Genomic DNA, 20,165 nt, shown 5'->3' with positions numbered 1-20,165 from the left:
CCCCCTGTCCTTCATTTCTTTACGCAGATACGCGTCTCGCTTGGCCCGCTCCGCGGCCCGGTCNGGATCGTGTTCGATGGCCAGATGCTCATAGAACGTAGACGGGGCGATTTGCAGGACCCGGCACATCGGCTCGACCCCATGCACGCTTTGGTGATCCTTGATGAAGGCGATCATTTGCGGAACGGGCGGTCGAGCTCCGCCTGCGCAAAATAAGCAGACGCCTTTCGTCGGGGAATTGATCCACTGGATCAATTCCTAATCCTCCTCAATCAGGATCTCGTTGGGCTGACGCAGCTGCCGGTTCTCACATTCCAGATCCCTGATGCGATCACGTTCGGCCGTCGTTACACCGTCGCGCTTGCCCGTATCCGTCTCATGTTGCTTAACCCAACCTCTCGGGACATTGCTGCGCAATGCCCTGCCGGTCAGTGGATGCGCAGGCTGTCCCTGCTGCACCCAACCTATTGAGAAATCGACAAAAGGCCTGCCGATCTGCTTGCATATTCGCTCTCGTGATCCAAGACCATCCGCACCGCTCTGGCACGCAATTCATCTGGATAACGTGTTCCGTTCTTCGTCTTTCCCATAACCCAGTATCCTTACTTCGGGGTCTCCGGCAAACAAGGGGCGGTTCACGACAGGTCCAGACCAAGTTTCCGCGACCACCTCTATCAACGTCAAACACGCTTGTTCCGAGCGGTTGTTTCATCTATCTGACACATCCATTGATTGTGTGTTTTGCATTTTATGACTGTTTGGGCACTGAGTATTATTTTAGGGATTTTAGCATGGTCGGCTTTGAGGCTTGGCTTGGCGAATGCCATCTGCGCGCGCGGGATGGTTCAGCAGACTATCAGCGCTGTGCCGCAGTTTGGGCCGATAGCGCTGAGGCGTTCCGCAGCCGATTGGCGGAACATGTCGCGCAGATCGGCTACAGTGTCTTCTGCGTCGGTGACATCTTGCCCGCGCCTGAATACCACGCCCGCCATCTGAGTACTGCCCGCGAGACCAGCCCCTTGGCGCGTGCTGTGCATCCCGCTCATCTGGTCGAGCTGGGCAAGCTTGGGGCGATGGGTGGCGATGGCGAGCCGACGGGACCGACAGTCAACCTTTGCATTGAAACCCTGGAGAGTGTTGAGCCTCTGGACATGCAGATCGGGGTCTGGCCGCGCCTCAACGTGCCTGAGGCGCTGCAGGAACCGCTGTTTGGCCAGCCGGAGCCCACAGAAGCCGAAATTGCCCGTTACGGCAATCTCGAAGCTGTGCCCTCGATGAAGACCTACGCCATCCTTGATGCCGCCAAGTTGCCCAATCTGTTGACCGGACTGCTGGAAGCCTCCCAACTGCAGTATCAGTCCCTGTTTCAGGGAGAAGCGCAGGGCGAGTTGAAAGAACAGGCCCCCTACTTAGTGGAGCTTAAAGAGGACAACAGCTTCACCCGCCAACTCTTCACCGGCCCTGAGGGCGTCAACGGGTTGTGGGACAAAGAGCTGGGCATCTACATCCGCTCCCGCGCGCCCTTTGCTGACATCCGCAAGCATTTCCGCAAGTTCACACGGGTGCAAGACGAGAACGGGAAGTGGTTCCTTTTCAGGTTCTGGGACTCCAAAGTAAGCCGCTTCTATCTAGAAAACATAGATGCTCAGCGAAGTCATGGAAAACTGCGTTACATCTTCTCAGATACAATCTGCAAATGGGTCACTTGTGAAACCGGAACAAACACCATATTCGGACTAGGCAAAACAGAAGGCAGTATCGACAAGGCATTTCAGCTAAATCAGAATGACTACTCAATATTTTCTGATTTTTCGTGGAAGAAGTATCTTGATAAACTTTTTCGCACCCTGCGTTCAGAACACGCTGATTTATACAGTCTGTGCACTAAAGGTGAGATCATCGAAATTGCAGAGCAAGCCCGGAAGCAAAATTTTCGCACCGAGATAGCTGCTTACAATTATGTACGCTCCTGTCTCACGGCTTATCAACTTAAATTAAATTTCCAGACAATGCTCGCGCAAACCGCAGGCGGTTCACCGACTGAGCATGCACGGCGACTATGGCACGTCGTTTGCAATCACAAAAATGAGGGTCAGCACAATGCCTGAAGCCATGACTGAAAATGCGGTTGATAGCCCGTTCAAATTTTGTGATCCAGATGTCATCGCGTTATTTCCGGTTCGCTACGCGCTGACCGGCACGAAACTGTCCCAAATTGCTGAAGGCAGTCGTTCCATCGCAATTCCAACGTCTAAGGATAGCCTCACAGATCATGAATTGCGCCGAATTCGGGCGGGATATGTCTATGTATACGGAGACAATGATACATGGCGTGTCTATCGATATCTGGCAAATCCACACTCGGATGAAAATTCCACGCTCGATTTCGATGATGCCGAACGCGATAGCAGCGCGGTTTATAGGTTTTATGAAATTGAGTGGAGCAATGGCGCCGACAGCACCTGGCGCAAAAAATCTGCTCCAAGTCCTTTTGTCACGCTCTCTGCAACGGTCACCACCGCATGGATCGCCTACTCAGAAGAGCGCTGGCCTCCACACATGCTTGAGCTTTTGGAAGTCAACATCGGGCTGCGCGAGAAGGTCATGACAAAAATTGATCTGAGCCAAGAGGAGACACCGCATTCCTTTAAGCTGGATCAACTGTCCGAAAAAGTGGCCGATTTCAACGAGGGCACGCCACAGGACCCGGCAGAAAATCAAATGCGCTATACGCAATTGCAGCCCGAACACACCGGCTTCATAGCCACTCTCTGCGATCGAAATCTTGAAACAGCCCGAGCGGTCGTGCTGCGGGATGATCTTGGAGAAATCTCGGATCTTGGCGTGCTACACCTGCAAATTGCGCATGCGGTACAGCAATTCAGCCGTGAGCATTATTACGCGACATCAATGGCGGATTGTGTCGATCTGATCAAAGACAATGTGGACGAAAATCTCAGCTGGTGGAAATCTTGGACAGGGAACCACCCCCTGAACCCGGAGTTTTCAACATTAAGGGAACAGGTTGCGGCAGATATTGCGGCACAACGTGCGCGCCCAGAAGCAATTGTCAATCTGATGGCAGACGTCTTTGCGCGCAGCGGCAACTTCAGTGCCAAAACGGAAATCGAAGTTGCCACAAACGGCATCAAAGCAATCAACACATTGAGACATGCTGAAGTCTGGGAATATGCCTGGTTTCTTATCGGACGCTCTTGGCAATTTGCTGCAGTAACACCGGTCGGCACAGCGATTATGGGGGCCGTATCGATGGGACAGGCACCTGGAAAATTGAACGACTGGTACAAATCAATGGATTTGCTTTTGAAAGCCTCTATCGAAGGCACATATGTACACAGTTTTAAAACTCTACGGCATTTCAATTTTGCACTCAGCTCGCAGGCGCATGCATTTGCGACAGAATGGGTGACGCGACCATCAGGTTTGCAAATGATGCAAAAGGTCCTGAAACCTTTTGGCATACCAGTGGTGCATAGAAATGTGCCCATTGAGGAGGTCACCCAGACCATTCGCGCACAATTTGCGCAATCAGGCCTCGTAAATGCACATGCCGCGATCGACGCCGCTACCGGAAACATCAGTTCGGCGCGCACACCGCTTTTGAATGTGCCGATGATCGAAGGCACAATTCAAACCGATGTGTCCGCTGGAGGCCAAGCGCACTTTCAAAGGTTGCACGACGCTGAAAACGTGCTGAAAGGGGCAGGATTGCTTGCCGGGTTGGTGACAACCTATTCGGCTTTGGGCCAACTCAGCAAAATGACAGAGCCCAGCACGCGCATCAAGTCGGTCACCCCAGCCGGGGCGGCTGCCAACAATGAAATTGTTCAGGTCATATCTGAACTTGTCGGGCTTCTTGATGGCGCCAAGGGGGTCGCCGCCATGAGGGGGAGCGCCAACCTGAGCGGCATCCGTGCAAAGGCAATGGAATCCCTGTTTCAGACGGGATCGCGCCTGAACACCAGCAACATTCGGGTCCTGTCAGCCATCACCAGGGGCAATGCCATCGCGCCCAACCTGTCCCGTTTGGTGACTTTGGCAAATGCGGCACTGGCCATCAGTGCGGCGATTGCGCTTGGCAAATCTATCGAAGGGTTCAAGCGCGGGGATACGGCCGCCTTTATCGGCAACGCGCTGGTGGCGGCGGGCAGCATCATCATGATTGTGACAGGCGCCACCGGCATTGGCGCGGTGGTCGGCCTGGTGCTGATTGCGGTTGGAACCGCCGTGACCATTTTTGCCGACAGTGATCTGGAGGCCTGGGTGCGCGGATCATTCTGGGGCGAAGGCTTTTATGTGTATTGGGATGTCCGGCGCGATGAAAGCTTCGAAAAACAACTCGAGGATTCCAAAGCTATTGCCGTTCCTAATTCGGAAATCTCAGCATTTCACAAACAAGAACTGGAGGCCTTTCTCGATCTGATCGGAGGGGTCAAACTTGAAAACGCCACCCCCGGCGACCGCAAGCTTGAAATCGCCTGCAGCGCCCTGAAATCACCGGCGGATGTTTCAAAGCTAGAGGTCAAGCTGACCCAACTTGTTGTTGTTGCGAGCCCCGCAGGGGGCGGCGCAACTTCGGTGCCGCTCCAGGGGGTCACCCACCAACTCCGCTATGTTGGGCCCGGACGAGCAGAAATTGAATTTCGCAACTATACCCCGCCCAAGCGCTCTTTTGGCCTTGGCATGTCGACCTCTGACGTTGTGACGGCAACCGTCAGCTTTCCAAAACATCAGGGTGGCAAATGGACCCACAAACTCTCAATAAAAGGGGAAGACCTATGACAGGCAAAGCCAATTGGGTCCAACGTTTTAACCGCCGTGTGTGGCGGATAGGCGGTGCTGTGAACTTCCACCCCGGGCCGATCATTAACAATGGCCCGGTGGCGCCTTGGCTGCGCCGCTCAGTCAAGGTGATCGACGACGACACCCTCGAAATCCGCAACTACAAAATGGGCAAACGCTGGGTCTGGCTGTTCATCGCCATACTCGTGATTGGCGGCTGGGTCGTCAAAGGACCGATGAATTTTAATATCTATTGGGTGCCGAAACCAATCATGGGGCTAATCGCGCCAGAGTATTTTGCGGAAGCATCAATAACCTTGAGGGAAAACTCCTTGAGATCTGGGAAGCCATACCTAGAGCCGGATAGATCCGAAAGAATCCAACTTAGAGCCGACTCTGCTCGCGAAGAACGCGTCTTCGGCTTTTTCATGCTGCTCGTCTTTGCCGGCCCGCCACTCTATTGGCTGTTTGGCCCGGCCCTGCGCGGGGTGCGCATCGACCGTCGCCGCAATGTGATCTATTCTTGGTCCTGGTTCTCATTCTACATCCAGCGCCCGCAAAACCCTGATCTGCGCGACATTGAAACCTTCTATGCCCCAATTGGCCCGGTTCGCAGGTTGGATTATGAACTGGGTCCGCTGGTCATCGCCCTGCCCAAAGCGTCAAATCCGCGCAAGATCCATCAGTTCAAACTGGGCCAAAGCCCGGATGCCACTATCGGCCAGAATGCCATACTGCACGAAATGATCGCCCAATTTCTGGCCAACCGGAAAACCGACCCCGACTGGCTGACAGAGCTGCGCGAGGAGCGCCCCTATCGCCGCAACCCAACCGACTGGGCCGCCCTGATCGCAAGGGTGCACTTTGTTCCAGCCTTCTGGCCCAAAAGCACCGAAAAACGCATCGAGGCCTATATCGCCGCTGAGGATGCCATGGTCCCCAAATATGACTATTGAGACAGGCAAAGCCAATTGGGCCCAACGTTTTAACCGCCGTGTGTGGCTGATCGGCGGATCGGTGAACTTCCACCCCGGGCCGATCATTAACAACGGCCCTGTCGCGCCCTGGCTGCGCCGCTCCGTCAAAGTGATTGACGACGACACCCTCGAAATCCGCAACTACAAAATGGGCAAACGCTGGGTCTGGCTGTTCATCGCCATACTCGTGATTGGTGGCTGGATCGTCAAAGGACCGATGAGTTATAATGTCTATTGGGTACCGGAACCGATTATGGGCCTGATAGCACCGGAATATTTTGCCGAGAAGGCCGTTGAAATAGCAGAAAATAGAAATGGAACAATAAAGCCCATACCAGAACCATATCGCTCTAACGAGATTATCGCTACAACAACCGCCGTGCGCGAACAATGGGTTCTGGGCCTCATCATGCTGCTCGTCTTTGCCGGCCCGCCACTCTATTGGCTGTTTGGCCCGGCCCTGCGCGGAGTGCGCATCGACCGTCGCCGCAATGTGATCTATTCTTGGTCCTGGTTCTCTTTCTACATCCAGCGCCCACAAAACCCTGATCTGCGCGACATTGAAACCTTCTATGCCCCAATTGGCCCGGTTCGCAGGTTGGATTATGAACTGGGTCCGCTGGTCATCGCCCTGCCCAAAGCGTCAAATCCGCGCAAGATCCATCAGTTCAAACTGGGCCAAAGCCCGGATGCCACTATCGGCCAGAATGCCATTCTGCACGAAATGATCGCCCAGTTTCTGGCCAACCGGAAAACCGACCCCGACTGGCTGACAGAGCTGCGAGAAGAACGCCCCTATCGCCGCAACCCAACCGACTGGGTCGCCCTGATCGCAAGGGGGCATTTTGTTCCAGCCTTCTGGCCCAAAAGCACCGAACAACGCATCGAGGCCTATGTCGCCGCTGAGGACGCCAAGGTCCCCAAATATGACTATTGAGACGGGCAAAGCCAATTGGGCCCAACGCTTTTACCGGTGGCCTTCCCCCACTGACGTAGTCCTCCGCTATGTTTAGAAGACGGAGGCTGATCCGCTCCCCTTGTCGGATCACCCGGGTTCGAACCACCCGGCTGGAGATTTTCCGGGGGGTGTGAGCCGCTCATGCCTTGGCTTCCTTACCCGGTGAGGAAGCCTGCTTCAAAACACGCCACACCACAATGGCTTGGCTCAGCATAAAACCGCGCGTCCCCAGACCAAAGGCGATGTAAAAGGCCCAAATCGCCGCGCCTACCGGATAGCTCGACGGCAGATCATCCACGGTGAACACCAAAGGCCAAGACACAATCAGGCAGGGGATCAAGAAAACCAACGCAAGGATCTCAGTCGGATACCGCCACCGGCCCTCTGTTCTCCAATATTTGATAGCAGGGTCGAAACCCGACTTTCCAACCACATAGGTCTGGCGACCGGCCTCTGACTCGATGACTTGCGCTGCATAGGACGCCAGAGCAGACGCGTCCACCAGACGGTTCGAACGCCGTGCATTGTCGAGGCTGAAACCAGCGAAACCAAGCGTCACCAAGAAGAGCGTGACTGAAGACAAAACGACATAGGCCGTCAGAAGCGCCATGAGATAGAATGTTGCGCTCGAGGTATAGAACAAAATCAAGGCAATGGCCGTCGCATCCTTGCGACTGTAGAGGGCATAATACCCGGCAGCAGCACTCCCGTGCGCCAGCAGAACAGCAGCGTTCACTGCCCCATTCTGCCCCCAGAAAATCTCCGAAAACGAGAGGCCGCCTACCGCCAGTGCATTCTGTGCCATGACAAATGGCAAAAGGGTCAGGCCCATCGCAATGAAAGGCGCATATCCCATCGCAGTTGACAGCCTGTAGGGCCCATGCCCCGTTTCTTCCGTTCGAAAATACACCATGCCGCCTGCACCTGCTTTTGCCAGAATCTTGTTCTCATCGTGCATCATCAGAACCGCGGCAACCCAAGACGTTGATAAATGTAATCACTGATGCCGCGGTCCACTTCCATCAGATAATCTGTTGGCCCCGTAATACGCCCATCGCGGGGTTGAGCATGGGTGAGGAACTCATAAGCTGCATCAATCGCCGCTTCCAAACCGCTGACCGCAGAGACCGCGCCGCGCCCAAGCCAATTCAGCGCACTTTCGACTTTTTGCTGCAATTCGAAAGCATTAAAGACCGCTGTCACCGCCATTCCCACAACGAGCCCAACCCCAATACCAACAGCGGCTACAGCCAGAACCCCTCCTAGCGTGGCGGCAGCACCCGCAAGAAGGCCAACAGCCAACGTTGCCGCCAGCCCGCCAGCAATTGTTGAAATGGTGAGTGCCGCGGCGTCCACCGCAAGGACCGAAATCAAATTCGCCCAGTCGCCACGGCTTTCGGGATCCGCGTACCATTCGAAGAAATCAACCACACCGACGATAACAAAGCCAATGACCGGCATTCCACGCGCCGCCGTCGCGGAGTGGGACAAAGCCCCGCGAACGCCCGCCATAATGGTCGAAACTTTTGATCGCGCGATCGACGCAGCCGCCCCTGCCACAAATGCCGCAAGTTGCGCACTTTGCCGGAATGCCAAGACCAGCGCCCCAGCCGAATTCACCATCACACGAAACACTCCTGCCGCGCCTTTCAGCATCGTTGCCACACCACTTCTGATGTTACGCTGGCTTATCAGATTGGCAAATTCGGCAAGAAAGGGCGTGCTGTCGGTGCCTGTGAGCTGAAGATCAACATAGCCCTGCGACCAGACAAACAGGTCATCCAGACCCAGGATATTGTCCCCGGCCTCAAGGGTGGTGACAACAACCTGTGCAATCCACAACAGCTTGCCTTCTGAGGCGGTGTCCGGATCGATGTCACCCGGCGGCGGCGCGGATGCAATCAGCGCTGCCGGGACCTGCAGAACCAGGATCTCCTCCACCGTCGACGCAGACCTCGCGCTCGGCTGTGGGTTCGCAGGCAAACCCCCAATCGCAACCCCGACCTCTTCTGGCTGCGTACGGGAAAACCGCTCGAGGTTTTCAACAATTGGATAAGACCGCCCGTTCACATGTGCTTCAAGCGCCTGAACCGTCCCATCTAATGAATTTGGCAGCCGATAGACTTCGCTGCTTGGCAAGGGCCCGGTGGTCAGACCATTTATTGAAAAAGAAAGCCGCGACGACATTCCGGTCTCTGCTGGAAAATCCGCGAGGAACAAATTTCCCTGTTGGCAATCACAAACCCCAGCATCCGCGTCGCGCGTGGAGGAAAAAGAACCCATTTTCGCAGCCTACCTAAATTTAATCTTTCGAATATTGGAGGCTAATGTTCTGCCTCCCAAAATAAACACATATCGCCAAAGCTAAAGCCTCAGCACAAAAAGAATTTTCCTAGATCATAGCCAGAGTTTGCGCCTCTGTCCAAACCGTTTAAATCCTTTGGCAGTCAAACGCTCGGACGGGCGAACGCCAATGACACTGCGCCGCTACCAGACACAAATCTGCCGCATATACGGGATGCCTGCGATAGGCGGGACGGCATTGAACGCCGCAGAAAAAGATGCGTTGCTATTCTGGGATATCTTGGCCGAAAAATGCAACCATTGCAGGAAAAATTTCCTTTTTGCATTCTGTTCAACAAGCCTGTCGACAGCACGAAAGACCCGCGCTAGGAATTTTTAGTCCTTAGATAAATCCCTTTTTTTCGCAGCAAGCGTTTCGACAACCGCCGGGACAGTCTCAGCGCCCGCCAAATCCATAGGAAGAAAACCGGATACAGACTTGGCGTTTGCATCCAGCATCCCAGGAAAATAGCGTGGCAGAGCTTTCATTTTGCCGTGCTTGGCATGGTCCAAGACACGGCGGACTATCGGTGTTTTGAGCATGAACAGATATGATGACTGGATGATCGACAGACCAACAGATGGTCTTCCGGACGCTTCGGCGGACACGAAGACGCACCCGCTTGTTTTAAACGCCGTCGAAAATTTATCCCTGCTGGATATGCAACAGGGCGTGTACCCCAAACAATCTGTCCCTAAATGTCTGGAAGATCTGTTGTTCGCTGCGCCGCGCTCTGCCGCGCGCGCTGAGGCAGACCGTGGTTTGCGGACCTACGCCCTGCTGGACGCGGCCAAAATGCCTTATATCTTGACCAGCCAGTTGGCGGCCTCCGGCCTGCGCTATCAATCGCTGTTTCAAGGCCCTACCAGCGAAGACCTCAAAGAACGGGCACCCCATCTGGTCGAGTTGGAAAAAGACAACGCGCTGACGCAAAAGCTTTTCACCGGAACCAAAGGCGTCAACGGTCTTTGGGCGAAAGAGCTTGGCCTTTTCCTGCGATCTGAGGTCGGGTTTGACACCCTTCGCAAGCATTTTCGAAAATTCACCCGGTTTCGGGATGCGGACGGGAAATGGATGCTGTTGCACTTTTGGGACCCCAGTTTTGCAGAGGCCGGTGCACGCCACATGGTCCAGCTATTGAGAACATACTTCTCCAGCCCATCAGTGAGCAGGCGGAATGGCGCAACTCTCGCACGATCTTGAGGCACATGTCGCATGATCAGACCATTCGTCTTGACGCTGGCGGCCAGCGCCATCGCCCTTGTCGCCGCTTTCCTTTGGCACACCCCAACCACCCAGACACCCTTTGATGTGTCCCTGTCCACGGCGGCACACGACGGTTGGCCCGTGCTTGCCAAGATCAACGGCAATGGCAAGGCCCTGCCCCTCGAAATAGTCCAGGGTGGCGCTCAAATCGTGCCTCCCGGAAGTGCACGTGTCTATTCCACGACACTCCCCCCTCTCGATGGTGGACTCTCCTTTGACATCGCATGGCAGGAACTCCGCACCGGGCGACAGTATGAAACCCAGTTTATACTCCCCCCTGAACAGCTGCCCCACCTGCACGCGGATGACCTGCCGCTTTATTTCACCTTTGGCGCTCATGGAGCCTTTTCTGTCTTTGCCCCCTCTGCCGCGCGGATGGCGTTCAATACGCGCATCCAGACCTCAGCCGCGCGGCCAACTGCACAAGATTACCCGCAGGTCCTCTCTCTTTGCGCAGCCCGCACCCAAGACGCAGTCCCAGATGGCGACCCCGTGGCAGCTCTGGCGACCAACTTTGACGTCTTCCTAAATACCGAAGTTTACGAGGGCAACAAAACCCGCCCGCCGCCACAAAGCGCCTGCCCCGATCCCAACCGTTAACGCTGACCAAGGACAAAACCATGCCAGATGGCGAAATCCCTTCCATCGTTTTTGACCGCGCCGACATGGTGATGGCTGACGGCAGCCCATCTGCCAACAGTCAGGTCCGCACGATTGCGATGGCCTGCCCCAACGTGGCTTTGAATGTCGGGATTTTCTTTGACGGCACGTACAACAACGCAGCCAATGTCACCGCCTTCGACTATGGTGAAACCGCGCAGACCGGGGGAAGTTATGACAATAGTCACACCAATGTCTTCCGCCTGTCGCTGCTGTATTTTGGCGCGGATCAGAACACCCGTGCCGAATGCGGCAGCATCGATACCGCATATCACTCCGCTTATGTGGAAGGGATTGGCTCCTCAACTGGGGGCGACGACAGCGGCTATGCCGCAGCGACGGGGCATGGTCCATCCGGGCTGGAGGAAAAGCTCGACAAAGGCGTGCGCGCCCTGCGCCAGTTTATCAACCAGCACGGCGGCCTAGATAACCTGCGCGACGTCAATGTGGATGTCTTTGGTTTCTCTCGCGGGTCGGCCACGGCGCGGGTTTTTTGCAATGCGATCGTTAGCATGAACGAGCCCAAGGTAAATGTCCGTTTCCTTGGCATTTATGACACGGTCGGCTCGTTTGGGATCCCCGGCAATTACACGGAAATGACTGTGGGACAGGAACTGGCACGCGCCTATTGCGATGTGCCGCTCAATATAAACCCCATGTGCTGGCTGGTGCCCAGCGAAAGCACCATCAACATGAACATCTCCGGCCAATCCGCGTGGTCCAATACCCATTCTTTTATGCCGACAAACAAGTTTACACGCGCACGGTCTACCCCGCCCTGACAGCGCCTTCGTTCAATGGGATGTTGCAACATGCGCTGCAGGCAGATGTACCTTTGCACCCACGCTATATGCCTACCGACCCATCTGTTGCAGACCTTGATCAGGCCATGCGCGCCGGCCGAAGCCTGCCACAGAGCCGCCGACAGAACATCGCGGCGCGTCACGCCCACAGCTCGCACGGCGGTTTGGGGCCCAATATGCTCGCGCCAGGCGGTCATCGCGAAAGCTATCCCAATCGCCCATAAGCCGTCACGACAAAAACAAGCCCCCCTGTTACTCATACCCCAGTACAGATAGAAAAACTTCGACAGGAGTATCCTTCATCCGTCAAAGGAATTGACGCCACAGCCAGCGGTGTTAACTTCCGCCAACGGGCTTTATTTCCGCTTCTTTGATTAATTCTATTCCCAGCTTCCCTCCCGGAGGGCATTTATGAATATTCAGTTCGCGCAATCCGACCGCCACGGCGTTCTTTCCACACTGCTTGGCGCAGATGCGTTGGTTTTGCATCGCATGCATGGGCAGGAAGAAATGTCCGGCGCCTTTGAATGGCATGTGGCGGCAATATCTAACAATCCCAATATTGACCTCAACCAGCTGTTGGGCACCCATGCAAGCATCAGTGTGAAAACGGCGCATGGGCAACGGTACTTTGATGGTATCGTGACCGAGGCCCGCTGGAGCGGGACCTCCGAACATGGCAATGCCTATGATTTGGTGCTGCGCCCTTGGTTGCATCTGGCAGGCCTGCGCCGAAATCAACGGATTTTCCACAATCTGACAGTGGTTCAGATCCTAACCCAAGTGTTTGATTCCTATGCAAGCCTTGGCGCTCCGCATTTTGATCTGCAATTGGCCGATCCTTACCCGGTTCTGGAATACACCGTGCAATATGGAGAAAGCGACGCCGATTTTGCCAAACGTATGATGGAACGTTTCGGCATCTCCTGGCATTGGCGCCATGATGCGGGCAACCACTGCCTCATTCTCACCGATTATGTGACGACACACGCGGATGTACCAGGGGCCACACGGCCCTTTTTCGGGGTCGACCGCTATCATGTCACTGAAGAAGAACATTTCAAAGCCTGGGCCAACGGCGCGCGTATGCAGACCGGGGCGGTGCGGTTGACCGATTACAACTTCAAAACACCCCATGCCATCCAAGAGGTGGAGCGCGAAGGCACTGCTGCCTTTGCCCATGGGCAGATCGAAAGCTTTGATTATCCCGGTGATTATCTCAGCCAGGGCGCGGGCGAAACCGTGGTGGGGCGGCGGATTGAGGAAGAAAGCGGCGGCATCTCCCGCATTGAGGCGCAAGGGGATGTGATCAACCTTGGGGCAGGGCTTTGCGTGACCCCGGTGGGCGACACGCTGCCAAACGCCACCGGCGAACGCTTTCTGTGTTTGCGCGCGGATCATGTCCTGCGGGCTCAGGCCTATGCCTCCACCGCGGAAACCACTGAAGAAGACGCCTACGAGGGGCGCTTTGTGCTCACTCCGGCCAGCGGCCCCATGCGCCCTGCCCGCCGCACGCCGCCGGTCATAATGCGCGGGCCGCAAACCGCGGTGGTGGTCGGCGAAGGGGAAATCGACGTCGATGAATATGGCCGTATTCTAGTCCAGTTTCACTGGGATCTCAGCGCCGCTTATTCCATGCGGTGCCGGGTTAGCCAAAATTGGGCCGGGCGTGGCTGGGGCGGCATGGTCATTCCCCGCATCGGCATGGAGGTTGTGGTCGAATATCTCGATGGGGATCCGGACAAACCGCTGGTCACCGGCTGTGTCTACAATGGACACAACACGGTGCCCTATCCGTTGCCCGCCAACAAGACAGTTTCAACATTCAGAACCGACAGCCATCAGGGTGGCGGCTTCAACGAGCTGCGCTTTGAAGACCAAAGCGGCCGGGAAGAGGTCTTCATGCATGCGCAGAAAGACCACAATACCGTCATTCAAAATGACGAAAGCCACAGCATTGGGCACGACCGAAGCAAAGCCGTTGCCAATGACCAAAGCGAAAGCATTGGCCACAATAAGACTATCTCTGTTGGCAATGATCACCGCGAAACCGTGGGCCACGACATGTTTTACAAGGTCGGGCGCAACCAGCACGAGACCTACGGCAAAGATCACCTGCACACTGTGGGAAATATCCTGAAGCAAGATGTTGTCGCCGACCATATGGAAACCATTGGCGGCCACTATCAAGGCCAGATCGCCGGAAAGATGAAGCTGGATGTGGGCGCAACCATCACCACGAATGCGGGGCAGGTTCACAAGCTTATGGCCGGGTCAAAATTTGAAATCGCTGGGCCCGGCGGCAAGATCACCATTGATGGCTCAGGCATCACGCTGGAAGCACCCAGTATCAACCTAAAAGGCAATGTCAGCATGGGCGGATCGGGATCCGCGCAAGTGCCAACACTCAGCCTTGCGGCCAATGAAGCGCTGCCCTTGGCTGAAGAATGCCCCAAGGCCAAGGACGAATAGGCACAAAGACTTTTTCTTAAGGAATTCATCATGAAACCAGTAGCCCGCGTCGGCGACAAGATTATTTGCGGCAACCCCAAACACGCGCCCTCAACCATTGTTTCTGGCGGTCAGAGCCTAGCTGACGGCCGCCCGGTTGCGCGGATCGGGGACAGCTGCGGCTGCGGCGCTGTGATTGTTGAAGGGTCCAGCCAATCCGACGACAATGGCATGGGGATCGCCTATCTGGGGGCAGCTGTGCAATGCGGCCCCTACCGAGGCCAGATTGTTTCCGCCTCCCCTACCGCCAAAGTAAAACCCTGATCTGGCGCCCCGCCTGCGCGCACATCTGGACCGGACATCTCAACAGCCCATGACCCATTTCGAAGCCTGGACCGCTCTTTGCACTGTCCGCCCGACCGCGCCGGGACAGCCAGACCATCAGCTTCGGATTGTAGTCTGGGCGGACGGTCTTGAAACGGCATATGCGATCATCCAGCGTGACTTGCCTGCCTATGGCTACACCCTTCGGGATATGTCGGATCTGCGCGCGGCCTTGAGCCATCGAAACGGTGCACTGGCCCGCAGCGTGTCACCACAGCAGCCGCTGCAGCTCTATCAGGCGGACCCGCACCAGACCGAGGCCGCGCCGCGCGTTCCGCTTCTGAGCTGCCGCGACCTCGGGCAGATTGCACCGCTGGATGGCCAGCCCGGAGTGCTGCCACTAAAAACAAGCCCCGATGCGCTCCAGGATCTACTGTTCGGAGCGCTGGAAAGGGCTGATACTCCCACCGCACACTCGCGGTGTTTTGCTTTGCTGGATGCGGCGAAACTCCAGTTTGGCCACAGCGAGATCGAGGACTCAGACCTGACTTGGCGCTGCCTGTTCAAAGACACCGCGGCCCAGTCCCTCGCCAATGTTGCCCCTTATCTTGTCGAACTTGAACAAGACAACGACTTTACCCGCCGCCTGTTTACAGAGATCCCGGAATTCGATGCCACGATGACCTCTGCGCATATGTGGCCAAAACGCCCGGCGATTTTTCTGCGCAGCGCGCTTTCATTTGACGCGTTGTGGAAACACCTGCGACGGTTCACAAAAATCCGCGACAAGTCCGGAACATGGCTGTTCTACCGGTTCTGGGAGCCTGAGAACGCCGCATTGATCCGCGCCCGCGCGCATGATCCGGGTTCAGTTTTTCTTGCTCCCTGGTGTGGCACTGCGATTGATGCGGTGCTGTTTCCAGCCCGCGCGGGAGCCATGTGGATGACCCCTGAACCTGCGTTGCGCACCCTGAAACCGTCCATGCAAATGTCCCCGACAGACATGGACGCCCTCAGGACGCAGCGCCAGATCGACTTCATCCTGCGTTTGAAACAGGCCCTCAAGGATGACCATCCAGAGCTCCTGCCGAGCGAGGGCACCGCCCGCCTGCGTGCGCTTTACACCCGCGGACGCGAGAAAGGGTATCTGGTAGAACAAGCAGCCTTTGATTTTGTCCGCTGCCATCTCTTGGCAGAAGCAATCGGCCTGTCCTTCGAGGCTCTGGAACACCAGCTTGATCCCCAGCAGCGCCTCACCGCATTGGACCGCGCCAAGCTCATCTGGCGAAGACTGGAAACCCTCAGCCGAGCCACGGCAGAGGCCTGAGAAAACCGATACGGCAACCGCAGCAGCATCGCACAATTGAGCCGGTTAAGACGGAATTGACGCCAGAGATGTCAGTGTTGCTGTGCGCGCAGCCTGTGCCTTATCTCTGCGTTCCTCTATTCAATTTAATTAACCCGGACTTCTGCCGGGAGACCCCTTTATCAACCTACAGTTCCAGCAACCGGACCGTCACGGAGTGCTTAAAACGCAGCTTGGCAAGGATGCATTCGCGCTGCCTCGCATGGATGGCCAAGAAGAGGTGTCCGGCACCACTCGCCTTTTTGGGCGTCGACCGCGACCCTGTCGCCGAAGAGGAACACTTCAAGTCCTAGAAGGCCGTCGCACGGATGCAAACGGGCGCGGTGCGCTCAACCGATTTCAACGGACAGTCCCCCCGGCGGATCGATCGAAGTTATTCAGGCTGGCATGACGCTCAAAGTCACCAAACTCAAAATCCAAAAGCCTCTGTCGATATCGATCCCGGTGCCCCGCAAAGGCTGTTCGACGCCTCGCGGGACGGGTTGGATTTTGACTTTGCCCGCTTTAACGGCGACCACGATGGGCAGCCCAGTGTCGTCCCGCGCTGCAGGGCGATCGGCAAGCTTATGCGGCACAGCGCGGGACCGCTCCGCAAGCCGCCGACATAGAACGCTGAGCCGTCCACCGCCGCGCCTTTGAGAAACTCTCCGAGACTCTGACCATCACACCGCGCCAGAATCCGTCTCCAAAACTGATCGCTACCCCCTCAGATCTCACCTTTGGGCACCTGTGAATCGCGTTCAGATTGTCTTCTAGCGACCTATTGCGGCGAGACCTGCGGTTACACCGGACAGCGACACCTCAAACAGCGTGCTCTCGGTTGCTTTGGCGGGCTGGTATCCCAGAAGGATCTTGTGCCCTCTCTTGAGCCGAGACACCTCTTCCGGTTGCAGCAAGCGCGAGGCCAAACAAGCCGTTGCACTACAGGTGCGCCACTGCATTGGAAGAACATCCGTCTCGTAAGACAGCCGGTATCCGGGGTTCATCGTCAGTGCCATATCCGTCGGCGTGGAAAGCGCCATAACCAACCCTTTCTTACCCTCGATTTCAGCCGGTTGCAGGCCCACCTCGGCCAGGAATTTGCCGCTGTCGCGCGCAGTCAGCTGTTGAATAAGCGTACAAAATTGCGCCCCGCCTTCCGTCGCCCGGCACGCCAGCCGCCAGTCTTTAAACGATGTACCGTTTTCCAGCTTTTGCTGTGCCGAGACAGGGGCCGCGACCACAAGAACGCAGAACGCCGCGTAAAAGAAGTTTTTTGAAATCATAATGTGCCTCAAGGAAATCGGCGGCAGTCAACATGAACGCCTGACTTACGACAAGTACACAATCCGCAGCCACCTTCTCACAGCAGTTTTAACGCTTGGGTTGTGACAAATTAATCGCAAATTGACGCACAAACCTGACAGGATCTCGCCCCACACCAAAAGTCGGTTGACGAATCAATTCTGCACCACAGCAATTGCCGATTGGGTGAATTGAAGGTTGGGAATGAAAGCGGACAGTCGGGAATTGAGCTCATAGTTTTCGTTTTTTCAATTATAGAATATTCGAAAGCCAGAGAATTACTCAATTCGACTGCTGCAATATTTTTTACCACGCTTTGATTTTAAAGAGCTCCGCTTTTTCACGGGGCTGTTTTGTTTAAATTATTTCTCGCTGCCAGCGTCCCACGAGGATATGGCGCGCCAAGAATTTTGAGGTCATGTCTTATGGAAGAGTCCAAGACTGTTGTGCGGCAACGTGGTATCCGTCAAAAAAGCCTTCGTCGCCACTGCCGATTTGGACGCGCAACCGAACTGGTCTTTGTTCTCTCCGCCGGCACTAGCATTGTGGCGTCCTCTTTCATTGTGCCGTCAACAGCCTTGGCTGATGATCTCACTTGGACAGGCACTGCCAACACCACGTGGGACTTAATCGAAAACAATTGGGACGCTCTTGGTGCCACAGCGTTCGTCCTTGGCGACACCGCAATTTTCGATGCAGCCGCGGACGGCGCAACCATCACTATTGATCATGGCGGTCAAATTTCTGCGGGCGACCTGAACAACACCGCTTCATCGCTGACGATAACGGGCCAGACAGGCGATGATACGCTCCTGGTGACGGGGACAATCAATGCCGAAGCCGGCAGTTTGACGTTGGATGTGGCCACCACGGGGAACGCAAGCATCGATGGCGGCGCCACTCTGGCTCTCACAGACACCTTTACCATCACGTCGAGTTTTGAAAACGCAGGCACGCTGGATATCGACGCGGATGTTCTAGGCGATCAGACCCTGAGCAACAACGGCACGCTGACCCTCGCGGGCGATGTCACCGGCACAGTCAGCCAGACCGCAGGCTCCACCACCGTGGATGGCACCAGCGCGGTCTCGGGCGGGTTTGACATCGAGGGCGGAACCCTCACCATCAGCGCCGCAACCACCGCAGATATCGACATCGCCGCAGGGGCGACGCTCAATCTGGAAGACAGCGTCACCGGCACCGTCACCACGGCGGGCACGGCTGTCACCACCGGCAGTAGCACGGTCTCGGGACTGGTGCAGGTCACCGGCGGCAGCTTTGACATTGATCATGAGCTGACCCTGGGCGCGGGGCTCGCCAATGCGGGCACGCTGGATATCGACGCGGACGTTCTGGGCGATCAGACCCTGAGCAACAGCGGCACGCTGACCCTCGCGGGCGATGTCACCGGCACAGTCAGCCAGACCGCAGGCTCCACCACCGTGGATGGCACCAGCGCGGTCTCCGGCGGGTTTGACATCGCGGGCGGAACCCTCACCATCGATGCTGCAACCACCGCAGATATGGATATCGCCGCAGCTGCCACGCTCCATCTGAACGCGGATGTGACCGGCGACCTGACCCTCACCGGCACCACGGATCTTGGGGCCAATGTCACCATCACCGGCGCGATCACCCAGACGGGTGACATCACCAACAGCGCTGATGGCAGCTTTACCCTGACCCAATCCGGCGGCGCCTGGACCAGCAATGGCGCGATCAATGCGGGCGGCGGCGTGCTGACCATTGCCTCGGATGAGATCACCTTTGGCACCGGCTTTGCGACCCTCGGCACTGTGGTCTTTGACACCGCCAGCCTGACCGTGGCCACCGATGTCACGCTGGACAGTGACCAAAGCTCCAATCTGACCGTCACCTCCGGCAATACGCTGACCATTGGCAGTGACATCACGGTCGGGCTCGCCGATGCCACCGCCGATGTCACCAATCACGGCGCGCTTGTGGTCGCGGATAACACCACATTGACGGTGGGCGATGTGGCCAACGCGGGCACGCTGACCGTGAACACCGGGGCGGCGATTGACGGCAGCGGCGCCACGCTGACCAACAGCGGTGATGTGACGGTGGCCGCGGGCGCGACCTTAGGCTTTGACACCCTCGCGGCCACGGCCGGGACGGTGGATGTGGCAGGCACGCTGGCGGGGGATCTCGACCTCTCTGGCAGCGGTGCCCTGGACCTGAGCGGCACGCTCAGCGGGGACCTGACCCAGACCGCAGGCACCACCACCATCGACGGCACCAGCAGCATCACCGGCGCGGTGCAGATCACCGGCGGCAGCTTTGATGTGGACGAGACCCTGACCCTGGGCGCGGGGCTCACCAATGCGGGCACGCTGGATATTGACGCAGACGTTCTGGGCGATCAGACCCTGAGCAACAGCGGCACGCTGACCCTCGCGGGCGATGTCACCGGCACACTCAACCAGACCGCGGGCTCCACCACCGTAGATGGCACCTCCGTGGTCAGCGGCGATGTGACGGTCAGCGGCGGCACGCTGACCCTGGCAGAAGATCAGAGCCTCAGCGTCAATGCGCTCAGCAACAGCGGCACCGTCTCCATTGGCGACGGCGGCGCGCTGGTGGATGCGGGCGAGATCAACAATACGGCGGGCGGCCAGATCACCTTTGCGGGCGATGGCACGCTGAACGCCGACAGCGATGACAACAGCGCCGGGGCCGAGGACATTCTGAACGCGGGCACGCTGACCATCAACGCCGGTGCGGGGGGCACGACCCAGACCGTGGCGGTGGGCAATGATGCGCTGGAAAACAGCGGCACGCTGGCGGTGAACTCCGGCACATTGAATGGCATCACCACGCTGGCCAACAGCGGTGATGTGACAGTGGCCGCGGGCGCGACCTTGGGCTTTGACACCCTCGCGGCCACGGCCGGGACGGTGGATGTGGC

Annotated in this window: 15 protein-coding genes and 1 other annotated feature; of the genes, 11 read left to right on the top strand and 4 right to left on the bottom strand. The window is 56.8% G+C overall.

What is annotated here, in order from left to right:
- Positions 1-102: 102 nt before the first annotated feature.
- Positions 103-219: a sequence feature (AL1L pseudoknot), on the bottom strand.
- 572 nt (positions 220-791) lie between these two features.
- The 4 genes from TRM7557_RS08750 to TRM7557_RS08735 are packed head-to-tail and all read left to right on the top strand — an operon-like array spanning position 792 to position 6,717.
- Positions 792-2,108 carry a DUF4123 domain-containing protein gene (locus TRM7557_RS08750; protein WP_058289848.1) on the top strand — a complete coding sequence of 439 codons (1,317 nt, stop codon included), beginning with the start codon at positions 792-794 and terminating at the stop codon, positions 2,106-2,108.
- Positions 2,101-4,803, top strand: a complete 2,703-nt coding sequence (locus TRM7557_RS08745; RefSeq protein ID WP_058289847.1) for a toxin VasX — start codon at positions 2,101-2,103, stop codon at positions 4,801-4,803. Before TRM7557_RS08750 ends, TRM7557_RS08745 begins: the two co-directional genes overlap by 8 nt.
- A complete protein-coding gene (locus TRM7557_RS08740; RefSeq protein ID WP_058289846.1) occupies positions 4,800-5,759 on the top strand; it encodes a hypothetical protein in 960 nt (319 codons plus the stop codon). Before TRM7557_RS08745 ends, TRM7557_RS08740 begins: the two co-directional genes overlap by 4 nt.
- The gene (locus TRM7557_RS08735) at positions 5,749-6,717 is read left to right on the top strand and encodes a hypothetical protein (RefSeq protein ID WP_058289845.1); all 969 of its coding nucleotides are present in this window, start codon (positions 5,749-5,751) and stop codon (positions 6,715-6,717) included. The genes TRM7557_RS08740 and TRM7557_RS08735 overlap by 11 nt, the downstream gene beginning before the upstream one ends.
- Positions 6,718-6,877: 160 nt before the next feature.
- On the opposite strand, the gene TRM7557_RS08730 is transcribed toward TRM7557_RS08735, so the two are convergent.
- From TRM7557_RS08730 to TRM7557_RS20020, 3 genes are all read right to left on the bottom strand, one after another.
- On the bottom strand, positions 6,878-7,651 hold the full coding sequence (locus TRM7557_RS08730; RefSeq protein WP_131727536.1) for a hypothetical protein: 774 nt from the start codon (positions 7,649-7,651) through the stop codon (positions 6,878-6,880).
- 47 nt (positions 7,652-7,698) lie between these two features.
- The gene (locus TRM7557_RS08725; RefSeq protein WP_074942199.1) at positions 7,699-8,925 is read right to left on the bottom strand and encodes a hypothetical protein; all 1,227 of its coding nucleotides are present in this window, start codon (positions 8,923-8,925) and stop codon (positions 7,699-7,701) included.
- A 492-nt stretch (positions 8,926-9,417) separates the two neighbouring features.
- On the bottom strand, positions 9,418-9,690 hold the full coding sequence (locus TRM7557_RS20020; RefSeq protein WP_165592439.1) for a hypothetical protein: 273 nt from the start codon (positions 9,688-9,690) through the stop codon (positions 9,418-9,420).
- Here TRM7557_RS20020 and TRM7557_RS20470 point away from each other — a divergent pair.
- The 6 genes from TRM7557_RS20470 to TRM7557_RS08690 all read left to right on the top strand — a co-directional run bounded on the left by TRM7557_RS20470 (position 9,623) and on the right by TRM7557_RS08690 (position 15,913).
- Positions 9,623-10,285, top strand: a complete 663-nt coding sequence (locus TRM7557_RS20470; protein WP_058289841.1) for a DUF4123 domain-containing protein — start codon at positions 9,623-9,625, stop codon at positions 10,283-10,285. The genes TRM7557_RS20020 and TRM7557_RS20470 overlap by 68 nt on opposite strands.
- 12 nt (positions 10,286-10,297) lie before the next feature.
- Entirely contained in the window at positions 10,298-10,948 is a 651-nt protein-coding gene (locus tag TRM7557_RS08710) for a hypothetical protein (RefSeq protein WP_058289840.1), read from the top strand.
- 20 nt (positions 10,949-10,968) lie between these two features.
- Positions 10,969-11,790: a DUF2235 domain-containing protein gene (locus TRM7557_RS08705; RefSeq protein ID WP_058289839.1), complete on the top strand. Its 822-nt coding sequence runs from the start codon at positions 10,969-10,971 to the stop codon at positions 11,788-11,790.
- Positions 11,791-12,222: 432 nt separating this feature from the next.
- Entirely contained in the window at positions 12,223-14,283 is a 2,061-nt protein-coding gene (locus TRM7557_RS08700) for a type VI secretion system Vgr family protein (protein ID WP_058289838.1), read from the top strand.
- 30 nt (positions 14,284-14,313) lie between these two features.
- Complete coding sequence (locus tag TRM7557_RS08695; protein WP_058289837.1) at positions 14,314-14,586, top strand: PAAR domain-containing protein; 273 nt, start codon at positions 14,314-14,316, stop codon at positions 14,584-14,586.
- Between the two features lie 49 nt (positions 14,587-14,635).
- Complete coding sequence (locus TRM7557_RS08690) at positions 14,636-15,913, top strand: DUF4123 domain-containing protein (protein ID WP_058289836.1); 1,278 nt, start codon at positions 14,636-14,638, stop codon at positions 15,911-15,913.
- Between the two features lie 791 nt (positions 15,914-16,704).
- Here TRM7557_RS08690 and TRM7557_RS08680 read toward each other — a convergent pair.
- Positions 16,705-17,217 (bottom strand): invasion associated locus B family protein, encoded by a 513-nt coding sequence (locus TRM7557_RS08680; RefSeq protein ID WP_058289834.1) that lies wholly within the window; start codon positions 17,215-17,217, stop codon positions 16,705-16,707.
- A gap of 444 nt (positions 17,218-17,661) precedes the next feature.
- On the opposite strand from TRM7557_RS08680, the gene TRM7557_RS08675 reads away from it, so the two are divergent.
- Positions 17,662-20,165: beta strand repeat-containing protein (locus TRM7557_RS08675; RefSeq protein WP_413081156.1), on the top strand; the 2,504-nt coding region annotated here is incomplete at its 3' end.

The sequence above is a fragment of the Tritonibacter multivorans genome, from assembly GCF_001458415.1.
Lineage (GTDB): Bacteria > Pseudomonadota > Alphaproteobacteria > Rhodobacterales > Rhodobacteraceae > Epibacterium > Epibacterium multivorans.
The sequence above is the reverse complement of the archived record's forward strand: the minus strand, read 5'-3'. Positions and strand labels throughout refer to the sequence as shown.